The sequence below is a fragment of the Solwaraspora sp. WMMB762 genome (assembly GCF_049179115.1).
Lineage (GTDB): Bacteria > Actinomycetota > Actinomycetes > Mycobacteriales > Micromonosporaceae > Micromonospora_E.
In genome coordinates this window covers 1,796,392-1,813,127 of the sequence record NZ_JBMHMD010000001.1, presented here as the reverse complement: position 1 = coordinate 1,813,127, position 16,736 = coordinate 1,796,392, and the positions used below count along the sequence as shown (strand labels likewise).

The 16,736-nt window shown below is 71.4% G+C and carries 18 protein-coding genes; 9 read left to right on the top strand and 9 right to left on the bottom strand.

Going from position 1 to position 16,736, the window contains the following annotated elements; all coding sequences use genetic code 11:
- Position 1 precedes the first annotated feature (1 nt).
- On the top strand, positions 2 to 391 hold the full coding sequence (locus ACN27J_RS07940; protein ID WP_123604781.1) for a metal-sulfur cluster assembly factor: 390 nt from the start codon (positions 2 to 4) through the stop codon (positions 389 to 391).
- Between the two features lie 106 nt (positions 392 to 497).
- Here the strand turns inward: ACN27J_RS07940 and ACN27J_RS07935 are convergent, their stop codons facing one another.
- Positions 498 to 1,241, bottom strand: coding sequence for a magnesium transporter MgtE N-terminal domain-containing protein (locus ACN27J_RS07935; protein WP_421364818.1), 744 nt, complete (start codon positions 1,239 to 1,241; stop codon positions 498 to 500).
- A 403-nt stretch (positions 1,242 to 1,644) separates the two neighbouring features.
- Here ACN27J_RS07935 and ACN27J_RS07930 point away from each other — a divergent pair, with 403 nt between their 5' ends.
- From ACN27J_RS07930 to ACN27J_RS07910, 5 genes are all read left to right on the top strand, one after another.
- On the top strand, positions 1,645 to 3,252 hold the full coding sequence (locus ACN27J_RS07930) for an ABC-F family ATP-binding cassette domain-containing protein (RefSeq protein WP_421364817.1): 1,608 nt from the start codon (positions 1,645 to 1,647) through the stop codon (positions 3,250 to 3,252).
- A 275-nt stretch (positions 3,253 to 3,527) separates the two neighbouring features.
- Positions 3,528 to 3,755 (top strand): helix-turn-helix domain-containing protein, encoded by a 228-nt coding sequence (locus ACN27J_RS07925; RefSeq protein WP_123602399.1) that lies wholly within the window; start codon positions 3,528 to 3,530, stop codon positions 3,753 to 3,755.
- A gap of 46 nt (positions 3,756 to 3,801) precedes the next feature.
- A complete protein-coding gene (locus ACN27J_RS07920; RefSeq protein WP_289213085.1) occupies positions 3,802 to 4,656 on the top strand; it encodes an enoyl-CoA hydratase/isomerase family protein in 855 nt (284 codons plus the stop codon).
- Positions 4,657 to 4,772: 116 nt separating this feature from the next.
- Positions 4,773 to 6,776: an ABC transporter ATP-binding protein gene (locus tag ACN27J_RS07915; RefSeq protein WP_421364816.1), complete on the top strand. Its 2,004-nt coding sequence runs from the start codon at positions 4,773 to 4,775 to the stop codon at positions 6,774 to 6,776.
- 27 nt (positions 6,777 to 6,803) lie between these two features.
- A complete protein-coding gene (locus ACN27J_RS07910) occupies positions 6,804 to 7,115 on the top strand; it encodes a hypothetical protein (protein WP_421364815.1) in 312 nt (103 codons plus the stop codon).
- Between the two features lie 3 nt (positions 7,116 to 7,118).
- Here the strand turns inward: ACN27J_RS07910 and mug are convergent, their stop codons facing one another.
- The 6 genes from mug to ACN27J_RS07880 form a co-directional block, all read right to left on the bottom strand.
- Complete coding sequence (gene mug / locus ACN27J_RS07905; RefSeq protein WP_421364814.1) at positions 7,119 to 7,685, bottom strand: G/U mismatch-specific DNA glycosylase; 567 nt, start codon at positions 7,683 to 7,685, stop codon at positions 7,119 to 7,121.
- Positions 7,686 to 7,698: 13 nt separating this feature from the next.
- Positions 7,699 to 8,460: an SDR family oxidoreductase gene (locus ACN27J_RS07900; protein WP_421364813.1), complete on the bottom strand. Its 762-nt coding sequence runs from the start codon at positions 8,458 to 8,460 to the stop codon at positions 7,699 to 7,701.
- Positions 8,451 to 9,005 (bottom strand): hypothetical protein, encoded by a 555-nt coding sequence (locus ACN27J_RS07895; RefSeq protein ID WP_421364812.1) that lies wholly within the window; start codon positions 9,003 to 9,005, stop codon positions 8,451 to 8,453. The genes ACN27J_RS07900 and ACN27J_RS07895 overlap by 10 nt, the downstream gene beginning before the upstream one ends.
- A complete protein-coding gene (locus tag ACN27J_RS07890; protein WP_421364811.1) occupies positions 9,002 to 9,850 on the bottom strand; it encodes a DUF692 domain-containing protein in 849 nt (282 codons plus the stop codon). The genes ACN27J_RS07895 and ACN27J_RS07890 overlap by 4 nt, the downstream gene beginning before the upstream one ends.
- A gap of 5 nt (positions 9,851 to 9,855) precedes the next feature.
- The gene (locus ACN27J_RS07885; RefSeq protein ID WP_421364810.1) at positions 9,856 to 10,734 is read right to left on the bottom strand and encodes a TIGR04222 domain-containing membrane protein; all 879 of its coding nucleotides are present in this window, start codon (positions 10,732 to 10,734) and stop codon (positions 9,856 to 9,858) included.
- An 89-nt stretch (positions 10,735 to 10,823) separates the two neighbouring features.
- A complete protein-coding gene (locus ACN27J_RS07880) occupies positions 10,824 to 11,405 on the bottom strand; it encodes a TetR/AcrR family transcriptional regulator (protein ID WP_281550382.1) in 582 nt (193 codons plus the stop codon).
- A 116-nt stretch (positions 11,406 to 11,521) separates the two neighbouring features.
- On the opposite strand from ACN27J_RS07880, the gene ACN27J_RS07875 reads away from it, so the two are divergent.
- Entirely contained in the window at positions 11,522 to 12,166 is a 645-nt protein-coding gene (locus ACN27J_RS07875; RefSeq protein WP_123602392.1) for an HAD family hydrolase, read from the top strand.
- Between the two features lie 26 nt (positions 12,167 to 12,192).
- Here ACN27J_RS07875 and ACN27J_RS07870 read toward each other — a convergent pair whose 3' ends face one another.
- On the bottom strand, positions 12,193 to 12,438 hold the full coding sequence (locus ACN27J_RS07870; protein ID WP_421364809.1) for a DUF2630 family protein: 246 nt from the start codon (positions 12,436 to 12,438) through the stop codon (positions 12,193 to 12,195).
- A gap of 80 nt (positions 12,439 to 12,518) precedes the next feature.
- Positions 12,519 to 15,314, bottom strand: a complete 2,796-nt coding sequence (locus ACN27J_RS07865) for an aconitate hydratase (protein ID WP_421364808.1) — start codon at positions 15,312 to 15,314, stop codon at positions 12,519 to 12,521.
- Positions 15,315 to 15,509: 195 nt separating this feature from the next.
- On the opposite strand from ACN27J_RS07865, the gene ACN27J_RS07860 reads away from it, so the two are divergent.
- Both ACN27J_RS07860 and ACN27J_RS07855 read left to right on the top strand, forming a co-directional pair.
- Complete coding sequence (locus tag ACN27J_RS07860) at positions 15,510 to 15,899, top strand: hypothetical protein (RefSeq protein ID WP_278169872.1); 390 nt, start codon at positions 15,510 to 15,512, stop codon at positions 15,897 to 15,899.
- A gap of 175 nt (positions 15,900 to 16,074) precedes the next feature.
- A complete protein-coding gene (locus ACN27J_RS07855) occupies positions 16,075 to 16,731 on the top strand; it encodes a cellulose binding domain-containing protein (protein ID WP_421364807.1) in 657 nt (218 codons plus the stop codon).
- Positions 16,732 to 16,736: the final 5 nt, after the last annotated feature.

Here is a 16,736-nt window from a genome sequence, read left to right as displayed (position 1 = left end):
CATGACCGGGGCGACGCAGGCGACGGAGCCCACCGACGGCGGTACGGCCGCCTCGGCGACCGTCGGCCAGCCGGCGATCGCCGACATCGAGGAGGCGATGAAGGACGTCGTCGACCCGGAGCTGGGCATCAACGTGGTCGATCTCGGCCTGGTGTACGGCGTACACGTCGACGATGACAACATCGCCACCCTGGACATGACGTTGACCAGTGCGGCCTGCCCGCTGACCGACGTGATCGAGGAGCAGGCCCGTACCGCGTTGACCACCGGACCCGGTGGCGGACTGGTGTCCGACATCCGGATCAACTGGGTGTGGATGCCGCCGTGGGGGCCCGACAAGATCACTGACGAGGGTCGGGACCAGTTGCGGGCGCTCGGCTTCAACGTCTGACGGCACCCGCGCCCGTCCAGTTCTAGCCGCGATCTAGAAGGATCTGGCCGGTATTTCGACCATGATTCTTCTAGATCGCGGCGAACTCGGGCGGCGGCGCGGCGGGTCAGTGCACCAGGCTGACCAGGGCCCGTTTCAGGAATCCGTCGTGCCGGTCGTCGACCCAGCTGACCGCGCTGATCGGGCGCCCCTGCCGGCGCGCCTCGTCGCAGTAGTCCAGCACGTCGGTGGCCGGCTGGTAGTCGGTCACCGCGAGCGCCGCGTTGGCGCGCATCCGGTACGCCGCGTCCTCGGCGTCGCGTACCGCCACCCGTCCGTCGTCGTCGCGGCGGGCGGCCACGGTGATCTGCCAGCCGAAGATCTGGACCAGCACGATTCCGGGCGGGGCGTTCGCCGGGATGCTCACCTCGGCGTTGGCCCGGGCGAGCGCCTCGGCCACCTCCCGTTGGTAGGTACCGGCCCAGGCCGCCTGCGCCTGTTGCGGACGCATCACCGACAGCAGGTCGGCCTGACGGTCCGCAGGCATCGCGGTGAGCAGGGCAGCGACCGTGGGTTGCGGCAGCCGGTCGGCCACCGCGTGCACCTGCTCGGCCGGCAGCCGGTTGAGCATGGCCACCGCCTCGGCGGTCGGCATGGCCCGGGCCAGGTCGGCCAGCTGATCGGTGCTGAGCAGGCCCATCAACCGGGACCGCAGATCGTCGCCGGCGGCCGGGAGCAGCCGGACGAGGTCGGAGGTCGTCAGCTCGGCGACTGCCACCGGGATGCGGTCGGCCGGCATGGCTGCCAGCAGCCCGACAGCCTGTCGCGGCGAAGTGCTGCGGACCATCGCGATCAGCTGGGTTATGGGCATCATCCCACCGGGCAGCATGAGTGTCGTCTCCAGGGAGTCAAGTGATCGTTACGCGCGCCTGATGTGCCTAACATCCCTGGTCGGCGCGGTGCATCACCCCGTTGGCGGACAAGTTCCCCGATTCGGTCAGGCCGGTCCACCGGGCCGGCGGTGCGCCGCGTACCGCTTGGTCAGCCGGCGTCCCGCGACACCGTCGGGGATGGATCACCGGATGCCGTCGGTTCGCCGGTCACTATCGATGATCTTGGCTCCGGTAACCGGCTGGGTGCCGGTGCCGACCGTCGGTACTATGGGTCCGTGCTGCTCTGCGAAGGCTGAACCGCCCCACGCCGACGGACAGGACGTCCGGTCGGCGTTTTGTCGTGTCCGCGAGTCAGCTTCCGATCTCAGGAGTGAGCTACCAATGATCACCGCTACCGGCCTGGAACTGCGTGCGGGCTCGCGGATCCTGCTGTCCGACACCACCCTGCGGGTGCAGCCCGGCGACCGGATCGGCCTGGTCGGCCGCAACGGTGCCGGCAAGACCACCACCCTGAAGGTGCTGGCCGGCGAGGGCCTGCCGTACGCCGGACAGATCGACCGGCGTAGCGCGGTCGGTTATCTTCCACAGGACCCGCGTACCGGCGACCTGAACGTGACCGCCCGCGACCGGGTGCTGTCGGCCCGCGGCCTGGACCGACTGATGTCCCAGATGAACGAAGTCGAGCAGCAGTTGGCGCAGGGCGGCACCGACGAGCGCCTGGTCCGCCGCTACGGCACGCTGGAGGACCAGTTCGCCTCCCTCGGCGGGTACGCCGCCGAGGCGGAGGCGGCCCGGATCTGCGCCAACCTGGGTCTGCCGGACCGGGTGCTGGGCCAGCCGATCGGCACGCTCTCCGGCGGTCAGCGCCGCCGTATCGAGCTGGCCAGGATCCTGTTCCGGGACGCGGCCGAGAACGGCGGCGGCATCCTGCTGCTCGACGAGCCGACCAACCACCTGGACGCCGACTCGATCACCTGGCTGCGTGGCTTCCTCGCCGGGCACAAGGGCGGACTGGTGGTGATCAGCCACGACGTGGATCTGCTGGACGCGGTGGTCAACAAGGTCTGGTTCCTCGACGCCACCCGCTCGGTGGTGGACGTCTACAACGTCGGCTGGGCGGCGTACCAGCAGCAGCGGGAGACCGACGAGCGGCGCCGTCGCCGGGAACGGGTGAACGCGGAGAAGAAGGCCGGGGCGCTGCTCGCCCAGGCCGACAAGATGCGGGCCAAGGCCACCAAGACGGTGGCCGCGCAGAACATGGCCCGGCGGGCGGAGAAACTGCTCGCCGGTCTGGAGGACGAGCGGGTCGCCGACAAGGTGGCCAAGGTCCGGTTCCCCAGCCCGGCCCCGTGCGGCAAGACGCCGTTGACGGCGGCGGGGCTGTCGAAGTCGTACGGATCGTTGGAGATCTTCTCCGGGGTCGACGTGGCGGTCGACCGTGGCTCCCGGGTGGCGATCCTCGGGCTGAACGGTGCCGGTAAGACGACGTTGCTGCGGATTCTCGGTGGCCTGGTCGAGCCGGATTCCGGGGCGGTGCGGCCCGGGCACGGGCTGCGGATCGGCTACTACGCGCAGGAGCACGAGACCCTGGAGGTGGAGCGTTCGGTGCTCGACCACATGCGCAGTGCGGCGATCGACCAGGCGGACACCGACCTGCGAAAGATTCTCGGTGCGTTCCTGTTCAGCGGTGAGGACGTGAACAAGCCGGCCGGGGTGCTCTCGGGCGGGGAGAAGACCCGGCTCGCGTTGGCCACGCTGGTCTGTTCGGGGGCGAACGTATTGCTGCTCGACGAGCCGACCAACAACCTGGATCCGGTCAGCCGTGAACAGGTTCTCGATGCCATCGCCCGGTATCCCGGAGCCATCGTCCTGGTGACCCATGATCCGGGTGCGGTGCTGGCTCTCAAACCGGACCGGGCGATTCTCCTGCCCGACGGAGACGAGGATGCGTGGAGTGACGACCTGCTCGAACTCGTGGAACTTGCATGAGGACGTGGTCCGCTCGACATGCCAGCCCGGGTCGATGCCGCATCGGTGAACGTCATTATCGGATAGCGCGAATTGTATGAACAAGGGGTACCGGGTTGAGGCCGACGAAGGGCTGCCGGCATGCCGCTGGGATTCCTCGGCGGCGCCGTATCGGGTAACTGACAGGGTTGTGCGTGTCGGTTGGCGAACAGTTGATATCTGGCGCATGATCGTTGGAGGCGGTCTAATAGGTGGGACCGCATCGAACCGCACAGTCTGGGACGTGAGGAATCAACATGGCAGCCACCGGCACAGCCGCCACCACCGAGAAGGGTCGCCGGATCGTCGGAGCCGAGCGTCAGACCCTGGCCAAGGACCTGGTCAAGCGGTACACATCCGGCGAGAGCATCCGCGCCCTTGCGGCCTCCACCGGCCGCTCGTACGGGTTCGTCCACCGAGTGCTCACCGAGTCCGGCGTGCAACTACGCCAGCGTGGCGGCGCTCGGCGTCGCAAGAAGGGGTGACCATCCGGTCGCGCCCCGTACCCCGCTGCCACGGTCAGGGCCCTCGTTGACCGTGTCCGGTGGCGTACGACTCGACTACGACGGGCCGGTCGCGACGGTGACGTTGGACCGGCCCGACGTGCTCAACGCTCAAACCCCGCAGATGTGGCGGGCGCTGCGCGGCATCGGCCGGGAGCTGCGCGGCGACGTCCGCGTCGTGGTGGTCCGCGGCGCCGGTCGGGCCTTCTCCGCAGGCCTCGACCGGGGCGCGATCCAGGCACTGCTCGATCCCAGCGCTGCGGGTGGCACCGATGCGGATCTCGCCGCGACCGACCATCCGCGAGCCGACTCGCCTGGTGACGGTCCGCCCGGTGACGATCCGACCCCGCCGCCGTTGGCCGCCCTGTCGCCGGACGAGTGCGCCGCCCGGATCGCCGAGTACCAGGAGGCCTTCACCTGGCTGGCACGCCCCGACGTGATCAGCGTCGCCGCCGTGCACGGGCCGGCCGTCGGCGCCGGATTCCAGCTTGCCCTCGGCTGCGACCTGCGCGTCCTGGCCGACGACGCCCGGCTGCGGATGGCCGAGGTGACCCTCGGCCTGGTGCCGGACCTCGGCGGCACTCGGCGACTGGTCGACCTGGTCGGCTACGCCCGCGCCCTGGAGATCTGCGTCACCGGTCGCTGGCTCGACGCGGCCGAGGCCGATCGGCTCGGGCTGGCCAACCTGGTGGTGCCCGCGACGGAGCTGGCCCCGGCCGTCGCCGACCTGGTCGCGGCCGTGCTGGCCGGGCCCCGCGACGCGGTCGTCGAGATCAAGGCCCTGCTCACCGGAGCCACCGACCGCACCCCCGCCGCCCAGCTGCGCGCCGAGCGGGAGGCGCAGACCCGACGGATCCGGGACCTGACCGGAGCCGGCGAGTAGCCGCCGGGTCGGGCAGTAAGGCCTCAACGGGAAGACACCAGTTACCTGAACTGTTGTCGTAGGCGTCCGGGACACTGGTACCCGCGACGGTGGCGAGACGAAGGTGGCGGGTGCCGATGGCTGGATCCGGTGGGATGGGTGGCATGGGGGCCGGCTGGGGCATGCTGCGCTCGATGCGCGACGGCGACCAGCTGAGTTCCCACCGGGTCAGCCGGGGAACCACCCGGCGGATCTTCGCCTTCGCCCGCCCGTACCGGCGGGACATCACCGTCTTCCTGATCACCGTCGTACTGGCGGCCGGTATCGGGGTCGCCACCCCGGTCCTCGCCGGCGACGTGGTGAACACGATCACCGCCGGTCGCGCCGACGCCGGCGCGACCGTGGTCCGGCTGGCCCTGCTGATCGCCGCGCTCGCCGTGGTGGACGCGCTGCTCTCCCTGGCCCAACGCTGGTACGCCGCCCGGATCGGTGAGGGCATCATCCTGGACCTGCGGACCCGGGTCTTCGACCACGTGCAGCGGATGCCGTTGCAGTTCTTCACCCGGACCCAGACCGGTGCGCTGGTCAGCCGGCTCAACAACGACGTGATCGGCGCCCAGCGGGCCTTCACCTCGACGCTGTCCGGTGTGGTCAGCAATGTCATCCAACTGGTGCTCACCGCCGCGGTGATGTTCACCCTGTCCTGGCAGATCACCGCGCTGTCCCTGGTGCTGCTGCCGATCTTCATCGTGCCGGCCCGCCGGGTCGGCAAGCGGCTCGCGGAGATCACCCGGGAGTCGTACGACCTCGACGCCAAGATGAACGCCACGATGACCGAGCGGTTCGGGGTCGCCGGCGCGCTTCTGGTCAAGCTCTTCGGCCAGCCCGAGGTCGAGGCACGCCGGTTCGCCGAGCGGGCCGACCGGGTCCGGGAGATCGGCATCCAGTCGGCGATGTACTCGCGTACCTTCTTCGTGGCGATGCTGCTGGTCGCCTCGCTCGCCCAGGCGCTCACCTACGGACTCGGCGGCTGGCTGGCGGTCACCGGCGCGGTCAGCGCCGGCACCGTGGTGACCCTGGCCCTGCTGCTCACCCGCCTCTACGGGCCGCTGACCGCGTTGAGCAACGTGCGGGTCGACGTGATGAGCGCGTTGGTCTCCTTCGACCGGGTGTTCGAGGTGCTCGACCTCGCCCCGTCGATCGCCGAGCGCCCGGACGCCGTCGTCGTGCCGCCCGGCTCGAGCCGACTGGAGTTCCGCGACGTCCGGTTCCGGTACCCCAGCGCCGCCGAGATCTCGCTGGCCTCGCTGGAGGACGTCGCGACGCTCGACCGGACCGTCTCCGAGCCGGTGCTGCGCGGGGTGTCGTTCACCGTGGAGCCGGGGCAGCTGGTCGCCCTGGTCGGCCCGTCCGGCGCCGGCAAGAGCACCACCGCGATGCTGGTCTCCCGGGTGTACGACGTGACCGATGGCGAGATCCGGGTAGGCGGGGTGGACGTGCGCGACGCGACACTCGACTCGCTGCGCGACACCATCGGGGTGGTCACCCAGGACTCCCACCTGTTCCACGAGACGATCGCGGAGAACCTGCGGTACGCCCGCCCGGACGCCACCGACGACGAGATGTGGGCGGCGCTGCGCGGCGCACAGGTCGAGGAGCTGGTCCGGGCCCTGCCGGACGGGCTGGACACGGTGGTCGGGGAGCGCGGCTACCGCTTCTCCGGCGGCGAGAAACAGCGGATCGCAATCGCCCGGCTGCTGCTCAAGGCGCCGTCGATCGTCATCCTCGACGAGGCCACCGCCCACCTCGACTCGGAGTCCGAGGCGGCGGTGCAGCGTGCTCTGTCGGTCGCGCTGACCGGCCGTACCGCACTGGTCATCGCGCACCGGCTGTCGACGGTGCGCGACGCGGACCAGATCCTCGTCCTCGACGAGGGCCGGATCGTCGAGCGCGGCCGACACGCCGAGCTGATCGCCGCCGGCGGGCTGTACGCCGAGCTGTACCGAACCCAGTTCGCGATGGCCGACTCGCCGACCCCGTACCTCGACGACACCGGGCTGGATCCAGTGACGGCCGGGTCGGGTCGCGCCTTCCCGACCGACCAGGACCTGCCCCCGCCGCCGGGCGGTGCCGCCGGATAGCGGCCCGCCGTCGACTACGCTGGGCCGGTGGAGCTGGAGGTTGAGGTCGCGGCGGCACTGCACGAGTTCGCTGCGCGGCTGGCCGCGCTCGATCCGGCACCGGTCCGGTCGGCTGGCGTGGCGCTCCGCGTCGGCGACGCCGACCCCGTCGTACTGTCCGAGTCGGTGGCTGCCGCGCTCTGCACCGCCCTGCGGTCGTACCACGATCCCCGCGACCGGGGCCGGTGCGCCCAGTGCGGGGGGCCACGTCTCGACGAAGGTCTTCAGTGTCTCGACTGCGGACAACCGGCCGGCCTGTTCGGTCAGCTGATCCGCGAGCGGATGGCCCGCCACCAGTAGTCGCTATCGTGGCGGTCCGGCCGCCACCGCCTGCCGCAGCCGGTCGAACTCGGCGACGAGCCGGTCGAGCTGGTAGTGGGCATTGAGCCCGCTCGGGTTGGGCAGCACCCAGAGCCTCGCACCGCCGAGCTGCTCGGGTCGGGGTCCGACGAGCGCCCGTGGCTGGCCGAACGCCAGCCGGTACGCGGTCACCCCGACCACGGCGATCCACCGGGGTCGGCACGCGGCGGCCAACCGGACGAGCCGCGCGCCTCCGGCGACCAGCTCCGGCGCCGAGAGTTCGTCGGCCCGCGCCGTCGCCCTGGCGACCAGGTTCGTCACGCCCAGCCCGAACCCCGGCAGCAGATGGTCCTCGCTGGGGTCGAGCCGCCGGGGCGTGAAGCCGGACCGGTGCAGTGTCGGCCAGAACCGGTTGCCCGGGCGGGCGAAGTGGTGGCCGACGGCGGCGGAGTACAGGCTCGGATTGATCCCGCAGAACAGCACGTCGAGGTCGGGTCCGACGACGTCGGGCAGGGTACGGCCGACAGCGTCGGCCAGGAGCTGCGCCATCGTGACCCGGTCGGTGGACACGCCGGGAAGCCGGTCAGGGGCAGGGCAGCGCGCCGCCGTCGACGGGCAGCGTGATGCCGGTCAGATAGCTCGCCGCCGGGGACAGGACGAACGCCGCCACTCGGCCGAACTCCGCCGGCTCGCCCAGCCGGCCGAGCGGGATGTCGGCCTCGGCCTCGGCCCGGGCCTGCTGCGGATCGTCGGTCGCGGCGAAGAGTTCCACGTTGCGGTCGGTCATGATCCGGCCGGGCAGCAGACTGACCACCCGGACGCCCCGGCCGGCGTAGCCGTCGGCGAGCTCCTTGGCGACCGCCGCAAGCCCGGGCCGCAGGCCGTTGGAGATGCCCAGTCCGGGCAGCGGCATCCGGGCTGACGTCGACAGCACCACGGCGACCGCCCCGCCGGCGGGTAGCGCGTCGGCGACGGTCCGCACCGCCCGTACCGTGCCGACGAATACCGTGTCGAACGCCGCCCGCCACTGTTCGTCGCTGACCGCGTGGCTGGGACCGGGTTTCGGCCCGCCGACCGAGATCAACGCCCCGTCGAGCCGGCCGAAGTGCTCCTGGGCCGTCGCGACCAGGCGTGCCGCGCAGCCCGGCTCGCCCAGGTCGGCGCTGACCGCGACCGCATGCTGCGGGCCGCCGAGACGTTGCGCCGCCGCCGTCACTCTGGCGGTGTCCCGGGCGGCGAGCACCACCCGCGCCCCGTCGGCGACCAGACAGGCGGCGGTGGCGTAGCCGAGTCCACGGGACGCGCCGGTGAGCACGTACACCCGGTTTTCGAGGCCTAGATCCATGGCCCGATCCTGCCGCATGCCGCGACGCCGCCGAACGTCCGTACCCGACCGCCGACCTGGACCGCCCACCCACCGGGCAGCCGGCGTACCGCCGGAAGCCGGCGTCGGCGGGGAACCGACGCCCCGTCGTAGCACCAGCCGACCTCCCGGCCGGCCAGCTCCGCCATGGCCAGGCCCGGCAGACGGTTGTCGGCGGCCAGCGCCCGGGCGAAGTCCCAACCGTCACTCAGCCCGCCCGCCGGTCGCCGGCCGGTTGCCCAGCGGACGAACGCGGCCGGCCAGGCGTCACCCAGCGAGGCGGCCAGCAGCGGCCAGTGCCGGGCCACCTCGCCGGCCCGCTTGCGGGCCAACGCGGTACGGGCGACCGCCAGCCGGTGCGGGTCGAATCCGGGTGGCGGATCGGCGCCGTCGACGAGGGATGCGACCAGTGCACGCTGGGCAGCGGCGAGCTCCGCCTGCCGAGCAGCGGCGAGCTCCGCCCGTCGGGCGGCGGCGAGCTCGGCACGGGGGTCGGAACCAGCGCCGGACGACACCCGTCCGGTCACGTGATCCGGTCCAGCCCGGCAGCCGCCGCGATGGAGTCCAACTCGGCGCGCAGCACCTCGCCCGGCGGATAGTGCCCGTCCCGCTCCAGCAGCACCGCTGGTGGCCGCCGCCGGGCGCACAGCTCGGCGAGCAGCTGCAGCACCTCGGCTGGGACCGGGTCGGTGTGCGTGTCGTGGTAGATCCCGTCCCGGTCGGCGGCACCGCCGGCGACGTGCACGTACGCGATGCGTTCCAGCGGCAGCCGGTCGAGCAGGGCGACCGGGTCGTCGCCCCGGTTGCGGGCGTTGGCATAGACGTTCGCGACATCCAACAGCAGCAGCGCACCGGAGCGCTCGACGATCTCGCTGACGAAGTCGGCTTCGTCGAGCTCGTCGTCGGGCCAGTCGAACACCGCGGCGATCGGTTCGAGCGCGACCGGCACCGGCAGCTCGGCGGCCACCCGCCGGACGTTGCCGACGACCGTGTCGACCGCCGCCCAGGTGCGGGGCAGCGGTAGCAGATGCCCGGCCTCGACCCCGCCGGCCCGGACGAAGGCGATGTGTTCGCTGACCAGTGGCGCGCCGAGCAGTTCGGCGACGCCCGCGAGCCGGTCGACTCGGTGCTGCTCGACCGGTTCGGCGCCGCCGAGGGACAGCCGTACGCCGTGCGCCACGACGGTCACCCCCCGCTCACGTAGCCGGCGCAGCCCGTCGTCCAGTGGCCGGCCGGGGTCGACGGACTCGGCGATCACCTCGCAGAAGCGCAATCCGGGCAATTCATCGACGAATCCCGAGATCTCCGGCCGCCAGCCGAGGCCGACCCCGAGCCCGCTGTCGGGGTTGACCGGCCAGGCGGTGGCGGACATCGGGCTCATCCGCCGCAGCCGCCACCGCAGCCGCCACCACCGCAGCCGCCGCCTCCGTCACCGCCGCTGTCACCGCCCCAACCGGAGGACCCGGTGCCGGCGCTCACCCGCTGGATCTCCGCGGTCCCCGCAAACGCCGGGTCCATGGCCCACAACGACGCTGCCCCGAAAACGCCGACCCCCATCGCCGCGCCGGCGACACCGTACGTCGCGGGGGCCGGCCGCAGGGTCGGCGAGAGGTGACGGTACTGGCTGCGCAGTTTGGTGAGGAGGCGATTGGCGGCCCGGGTGCGGCGTGGCACCGAGAAGAACAGCACCAGCGCCACCGGCACGGTGACCGCGAGCATCAGCACCAGGTAGCCGACCGGCCGGTTGTTCGCGGCGCCGGCGAACACCCGCAGCACACCGACGGCGGCGAGGATCCCGACCGTGCCGGCGAGCAGCCGGGCGGTACGGCGTTGGCCGTCGCCGATGGCCAGGCCGGCGCAGACCAGGCCGTCGCGCATCCGGTGCAGCGCGTCGGTGACCCACTGGTCGGTCTGCAGGTCGCGGACCCGTACCTGGCGCTGCGCGGCGTGGTGGACCGCCTGGTCGAGCTGCCCGGCACCGGTCGGCAGTGGACCGGCGGCCCGCAACGTACCGCGGGTGCCGACGTCGACGCTGCCTGCCGAGCGCAACGCCGCCAGGCTGGCGTACACAGCCAACCGGCCCCCGCCGTTGAGGTACGCGACCTCGGCGCCGCCGAGTGATCCGGTGCGGCCGCCGTGCCCGGCGAGCGCGATCCGCCGGTAGCCGAGGTTGGCGACGAGGAGTACCAGTGCGGTCAGGCCGAAGACGGCGAGGAAGGTGGGGCCGGGGATGCCCCAGGTTTCACCGGGCGTCATGGGTCTCCTCGGTTGCTGGGGGCGGGCGTCGGGTCGCCGACGCTCCCGCGCTGACGGTGGCCCCTATTGTGGGACGGCCGTGCCACCGGTCAGCGTGGCGGAGGACGACGTACCGCCTCCTCGACGATGTCGAGGACGGCGCCGAGGTCGCTGCCCGGCCGTCCCATCGCGAGCTGCAGCACCAGCCCGTCGTAGGCCAGCTCCAGGAACCGCGCCAGGACGTCGATCGGTACGTCGTCGCGCAGCACGCCGGCGTCGCGTTGGCGGCCGAGCCGTTCCCGGGTCGCCTCGGCGATCGCCGCCGACCGGGCGGCCCAGCGCCGGGCGAAGTCCGGGTCGGTACGCAGCCGCCGGGACACTTCGAGCTGGCTGCCCAGCCAGCCGGCGGTGTCCGGGGAGTCGGCCCGGGTGAGCAGATCGCGCATCACCTGGACCAGGCCGTTGCGGGCCACCGTCTCGACCATCGCGGCCGCGTCGTCCTCTGCGACGGCCAGGAACAGTGAGTCCTTGTCCCGGAAATGGTGGAAAATCGCTCCTCGGGACAGCCCGGTGGCCTCCTCCAGCCGGCGGACGGTGGCACCTTCGTACCCGTGCCGGGCGAAGCAGACCCGGGCGGCGGCGAGGATCTCCTGGCGGCGTGCGTCGAGCTGGATCTGGCTCACCCGGGGCATGATGTGATCGTGTCAGGTGGGCAGAGCGGTAGCAAGCCGTACGTACGGCTTGCTACCGGCACTCGTTTACATTCTGGGACTGTTCCCCGCCATACGGTGTCGCGTAAGGTGCGCCCGTGCCACTCCTGCTCCTGGATCTGGACAACACCCTGCTCGACCGGGCCGGGGCGTTCCGTGTGTGGGGTCAGGAATTCCTGGACTCGGTCGGTGCCCCACGAGACGACATCGACTGGCTGGTCTCCGTCGATGCCGACGGGCTGACCGACCGGTGGGATCTGGCCGACGCGCTCCGGGAGCGGTATCGGCTCCGGTCGTCGTCGGTCGACCTGGTCGAGGAGCTGCACGACGGCGTCGTGCGGCACACCCGACTGGATCCGCTGGTCGCCTGTTCATTGGCGATCGCCCGGGACGCCGGCTGGGTGCCGGTGATAGTCACCAACGGGACGGCCCGCCAGCAGGAGGCGAAGATCCGCCGGACCGGCCTGGACCGGTACGTGGCCGACTGGGTGATCTCGGAGGCCGCCGGGGTCAGCAAACCCAACCCGAGGATCTTCGCGCTGGCCGCGCAGAGCGTCCGGATGCGGCTACGCGGCGCCTGGATGGTGGGTGACAGCCCGGAGGCCGACATCGGCGGGGCCGCCGCGACCGGACTGCCCAGCGTCTGGCTGCACCGGGGCCGCAACTGGCTGGACGAGCGGTACGCGCCGACCCGGGAAGCGTCCGGCGTGATCCCGGCCGTGGCCGCGGTGCTGGCCGGCTGATCTGCGGCTGCCTGCGGCCTCGGGTACTACTGCAGGTAACCCTCCACCTCACCGGTGGGCCGTGGCTGGACGGCGTCCGGGTCGCCGCCGACGTTCCGGGCGGCCCGGCGGCGACGCAGCAGGTCCCAGCACTGGTCGAGCGCCTCTTCCAGCGCGCCCAGTCGGGCGTGCTCCTCGTCCGCGGAGAGCTGCCCGGCGGCGAACCTGCCACGCAGCTCGTGCTCCTCGTCGACCAGTTCCTGGATCCGGGCCAGCAGGGTCCTGTCGTCCATGGTCCGAGCTTGGCACAACACGGCGGTGGGTGGTGACCGGACCGGTCACCACCCACCGCCGCCGTTCATCCGTGACCGGATCAGCTGGCCAGCATCTTGCGCAGCACGAACTGCAGGATGCCGCCGTGCCGGTAGTAGTCGGCCTCGCCCGGGGTGTCGATCCGGACCACGGCCTCGAACTCGACACCGGTGTCGGTGCGCACGGTCACCGTACGCGGAGTGGCGCCGTCGTTGAGCGCGGTCACCCCGACGATGTCGATCGTCTCGGTGCCGGTGAGCCCGAGGGAGGCGGCGTCCTGCCCGGCCGGGTACTGCAACGGCAGCACCCCCATGCCGATCAGGTTGGAGCGGTGGATCCGCTCGTAGGACTCGGCGATGACCGCCCGTACGCCGAGCAGCATGGTGCCCTTGGCCGCCCAGTCCCGCGACGAACCGGAGCCGTACTCCTTGCCGGCCAGCACCACCAACGGCACGCCGGCCTGCGCGTACCCCACCGACGCGTCGTAGATGCTGGTCTGCTCACCGGTCAGATGGTTGACCGTGAAGCCGCCTTCGACGCCCGGCACCAGCTGGTTGCGCAGCCGGATGTTGGCGAAGGTGCCGCGGATCATCACCTCGTGGTTGCCGCGCCGCGACCCGTACGAGTTGAACTCGTGCCGGGGGACGCCGTGCTCACTGAGGTAGCGCCCGGCGGGGGAGTCCGGCTTGATCGCCCCGGCCGGCGAGATGTGGTCGGTGGTCACCGAGTCGCCGAGCTTGGCCAGCACCCGGGCGCCGGCGATGTCGGTCACCGGCTGCGGCGTCGGCGCCATGCCCTCGAAGTACGGGGGCTTACGGACGTAGGTCGACTCGTCTGCCCAGGTAAACGTGTCGCCGGTCGGGGTGGGCAGCGACTGCCAGCGGTCGTCGCCGGCGAACACGTCGGCGTACGCGGCGCCGAACCCGGCGGCACCGATCGCACTGGCCCGGACCTGTTCGATCTCGGCGTTGCTGGGCCAGATGTCGCGCAGGAACACCGGCTGGCCGTCGGACCCGGTGCCCAGCGGCTCATTGGCCAGGTCGATGTCCATCGTGCCGGCGAGGGCGTACGCGACGACCAGCGGCGGTGAGGCCAGGTAGTTCATCTTGACGTCCGGGTTGATCCGGCCCTCGAAGTTGCGGTTGCCGGACAGCACCGACACCACGGTCAGGTCGTGTTCGTTGACCGCGGCGGAGATCTCCTCGGGCAGCGGGCCGGAGTTGCCGATGCAGGTGGTGCAGCCGTAGCCGACCAGGTGGAAGCCGAGCTTCTCCAGGTACGGGGTGAGGCCGGCCCGCTCGTAGTAGTCCATGACGACCTTGGAACCAGGTGCCAGGGTGGTCTTCACCCACGGCTTGCGGGTCAACCCCCGGTCGACGGCGTTGCGGGCCAGCAGCGCGGCACCGAGCATCACCTGCGGGTTGGAGGTGTTGGTGCAGGAGGTGATCGCCGCGATCACCACGGCCCCGTGATCCAGCTCGAACCGGGCGCCGTCGGCACCGGTCACCTGCACCGGCTTGCTGGCCCGCCCACCGGCGCCGACCGAGGCGCTGATCAGCTCGTGCGGCTTGTCGGCCGGGTCGTCGGCGCCGTCGGCGGCCGGCGGGTCGCTGGCCGGGAAGGAGTCGACGCTGGCCTCGTCGGCCGGGCCGGCCACGGACGGGGTGTGGTCGTCGGCGACGTAGTCGGTCAGCGCCGAGCGGAACATGGTCTTGGCGCTGCCCAGCGGCACCCGGTCCTGCGGGCGCTTCGGCCCGGCCAGCGACGGTTCGATGGTCGACAGGTCGAGCTCGAGCCGCTCCGAGTAGTGCGGTTCGGCAGCCGGGTCGTGCCACAGGCCCTGTTCCTTGGCGTACGCCTCGACCAGCGCGACCTGGGCGTCGTCGCGACCGGTGAGCCGCAGGTAGTTGATGGTCTCCCCGTCGATCGGGAAAATCGCGACGGTGGAGCCGTACTCGGGCGACATGTTGCCGATGGTGGCCCGGTTGGCCAACGGTACGGCGCTGACGCCAGGTCCGTAGAACTCGACGAACTTACCGACCACGCCGTGCTGGCGCAGCATCTCGGTGATGGTGAGCACCAGGTCGGTGGCGGTGGTGCCAGCGGGTGCCTCGCCGGACAGCTTGAACCCGACGACCCGGGGGATCAACATGCTGACCGGCTGGCCGAGCATGGCGGCTTCCGCCTCGATGCCGCCGACGCCCCAGCCCACGACGCCCAGCCCGTTGACCATCGTGGTGTGCGAGTCGGTGCCGACGACGGTGTCCGGGTAGGCCTGCCCGTTGCGCTCCATGATCGTACGGGCCAGGTACTCGATGTTGACCTGGTGCACGATGCCGGTACCGGGCGGTACGACCTTGAACTCGTTGAACGCGGTCTGGCCCCAGCGCAGGAACTGGTAGCGCTCCTTGTTGCGGCCGTACTCCAGCTCGACGTTGCGGGCGAACGCGTCCTCGCGGCCGAACAGGTCGGCGATGACCGAGTGGTCGATGACCAGCTCGGCCGGGGCGAGCGGGTTGACCTTGGTCGGGTCGCCGCCGAGGTCGCGGACGGCCTCCCGCATGGTGGCGAGATCGACCACGCAGGGGACGCCGGTGAAGTCCTGCATCAGGACCCGGGCCGGGGTGAACTGGATCTCGACGCTCGGCTCGGCGGTCGGGTCCCAGGACCCGAGTGCCCGGATCTGCTCTGCGGTGACGTTGGCCCCGTCCTCGGTGCGGAGCAGGTTCTCCAGCAGGATCTTCAGGCTGTACGGCAGGTGCTCGTGACCCGCCACTGTGTTGATCTTGAAAATCTCGTAGCTCGCGTCGGCGACGCGCAGCTGGCTCTTCGCACCGAAGGTGTCGAGGCTCGCCACGTCGGACTCCTTACCGCTGTGTCCCTGGTCGTCCTGGCAGTCTTTCGTACGGATTACCGCGGCGTTGGGGTGAGGTAACACTTACCCGGAGCGCGGCTCGCAACAAAACCGTACGTCCGTCTTGCTATTGCTGCAACCCGGGTACCGGCTTCCGGGACGGGTTTGTCGACCGGTCCCACCGGGCACTGCGGTCTCGTGGACACCTCGACCGACCTCGACACGCTCGCCGGCTTCTTCGACCGGTACGGCGCGGCGATCACCGCCGGCGATGTGCCCGGTATCGCGGACTGCTTCGCGTCGCCGGCGATGGTCGTCGCCGATGCCTACAGCTTCGCGTTCTCCTCGCCGGCGGCGGTGGCGCTGTCCTTCGTCGGCGCCGCGCCCGACTACGCCCAACGGCGGATCGTCGCGTCGCACGCCCGCTTCCACCAGGTCCAGCAGGTGAGCATGACGTTGGTGGCGGTCGAGGTGGAGTGGGAGTACCTCGACGCCGACGGGCGGTCGGTGCCCGGTCAGCGATTCCACTATCTGTTGCGGCTTGGTCGCGACGCGGTGCGTATCTGTACTGTTACCCCACTCGACTAACTAGTCAGTAACTGGGCCTTTTGCACTGCGGGTCGGAATCGCTACTCTTCCGCGGGACGCCGGTGCGAAAAAGGGGGCCAACGTGGACGGCAGGCACGCCGCGCGCACCGCCTGGACCCCTTCCACCGTGATCGTCCTGGCACCATGGGTAGTCGTCCTGAGTGGACTAGCTGTCATGGTGGTCATCTTTCTGGTGGCTGCCGGTTGCGTGCCCATGCAGACCCGGGCGATCGGTGAGCCACCGCCGACCGTGGTCCCCGAGTCAGAGCCCGAGCCTGAACCGCGGGTCGCCGCGAGCCCGCCGGCGGTGAACACCGGCGGCCAGCTTGTCGCCGCCGCCCCGCCGCCGTCCGGTGAGGCGGTCCTGCGACCCGCACCCTCCTCGCCGGCACCATCCACTTCGGCTGCCATGCCGCCGTCGCCGGCCGGTCCGACCCACCGGCCGGTCGAGCCGCCGCGCGCCACGAAGCCTGCCCCGCCCCGCACCCCGGCGCCGCCGGCCGATCCCGACGTGGTCGGCCGCTACCGGGTGCTCCAGCAGTTCGGCGACGGGTTCATCGCCGAGGTGCTGGTGGTGAACACCTCGCGGCGCGATCGTGACTGGACCGTCACCGTGCGGTTCCCGGACAACGTCGGCCGGCTGTACGCAGCCTGGGTGGAAGGCGCGCCGCAGGCGACTGTGCGCCGGTCCGGCCGGGAGTATGTCTTCACCAGTTCGGTGCCGGTCGGGGCCCGTTCGTCCGTGCCGTTACGGTTCCACTTCGAACGCCATGGTCGCGGCACCACCCCGCAGCACTGCCTGGCCAACGGGGCGCCCTGCGATCTGGACTGACCACG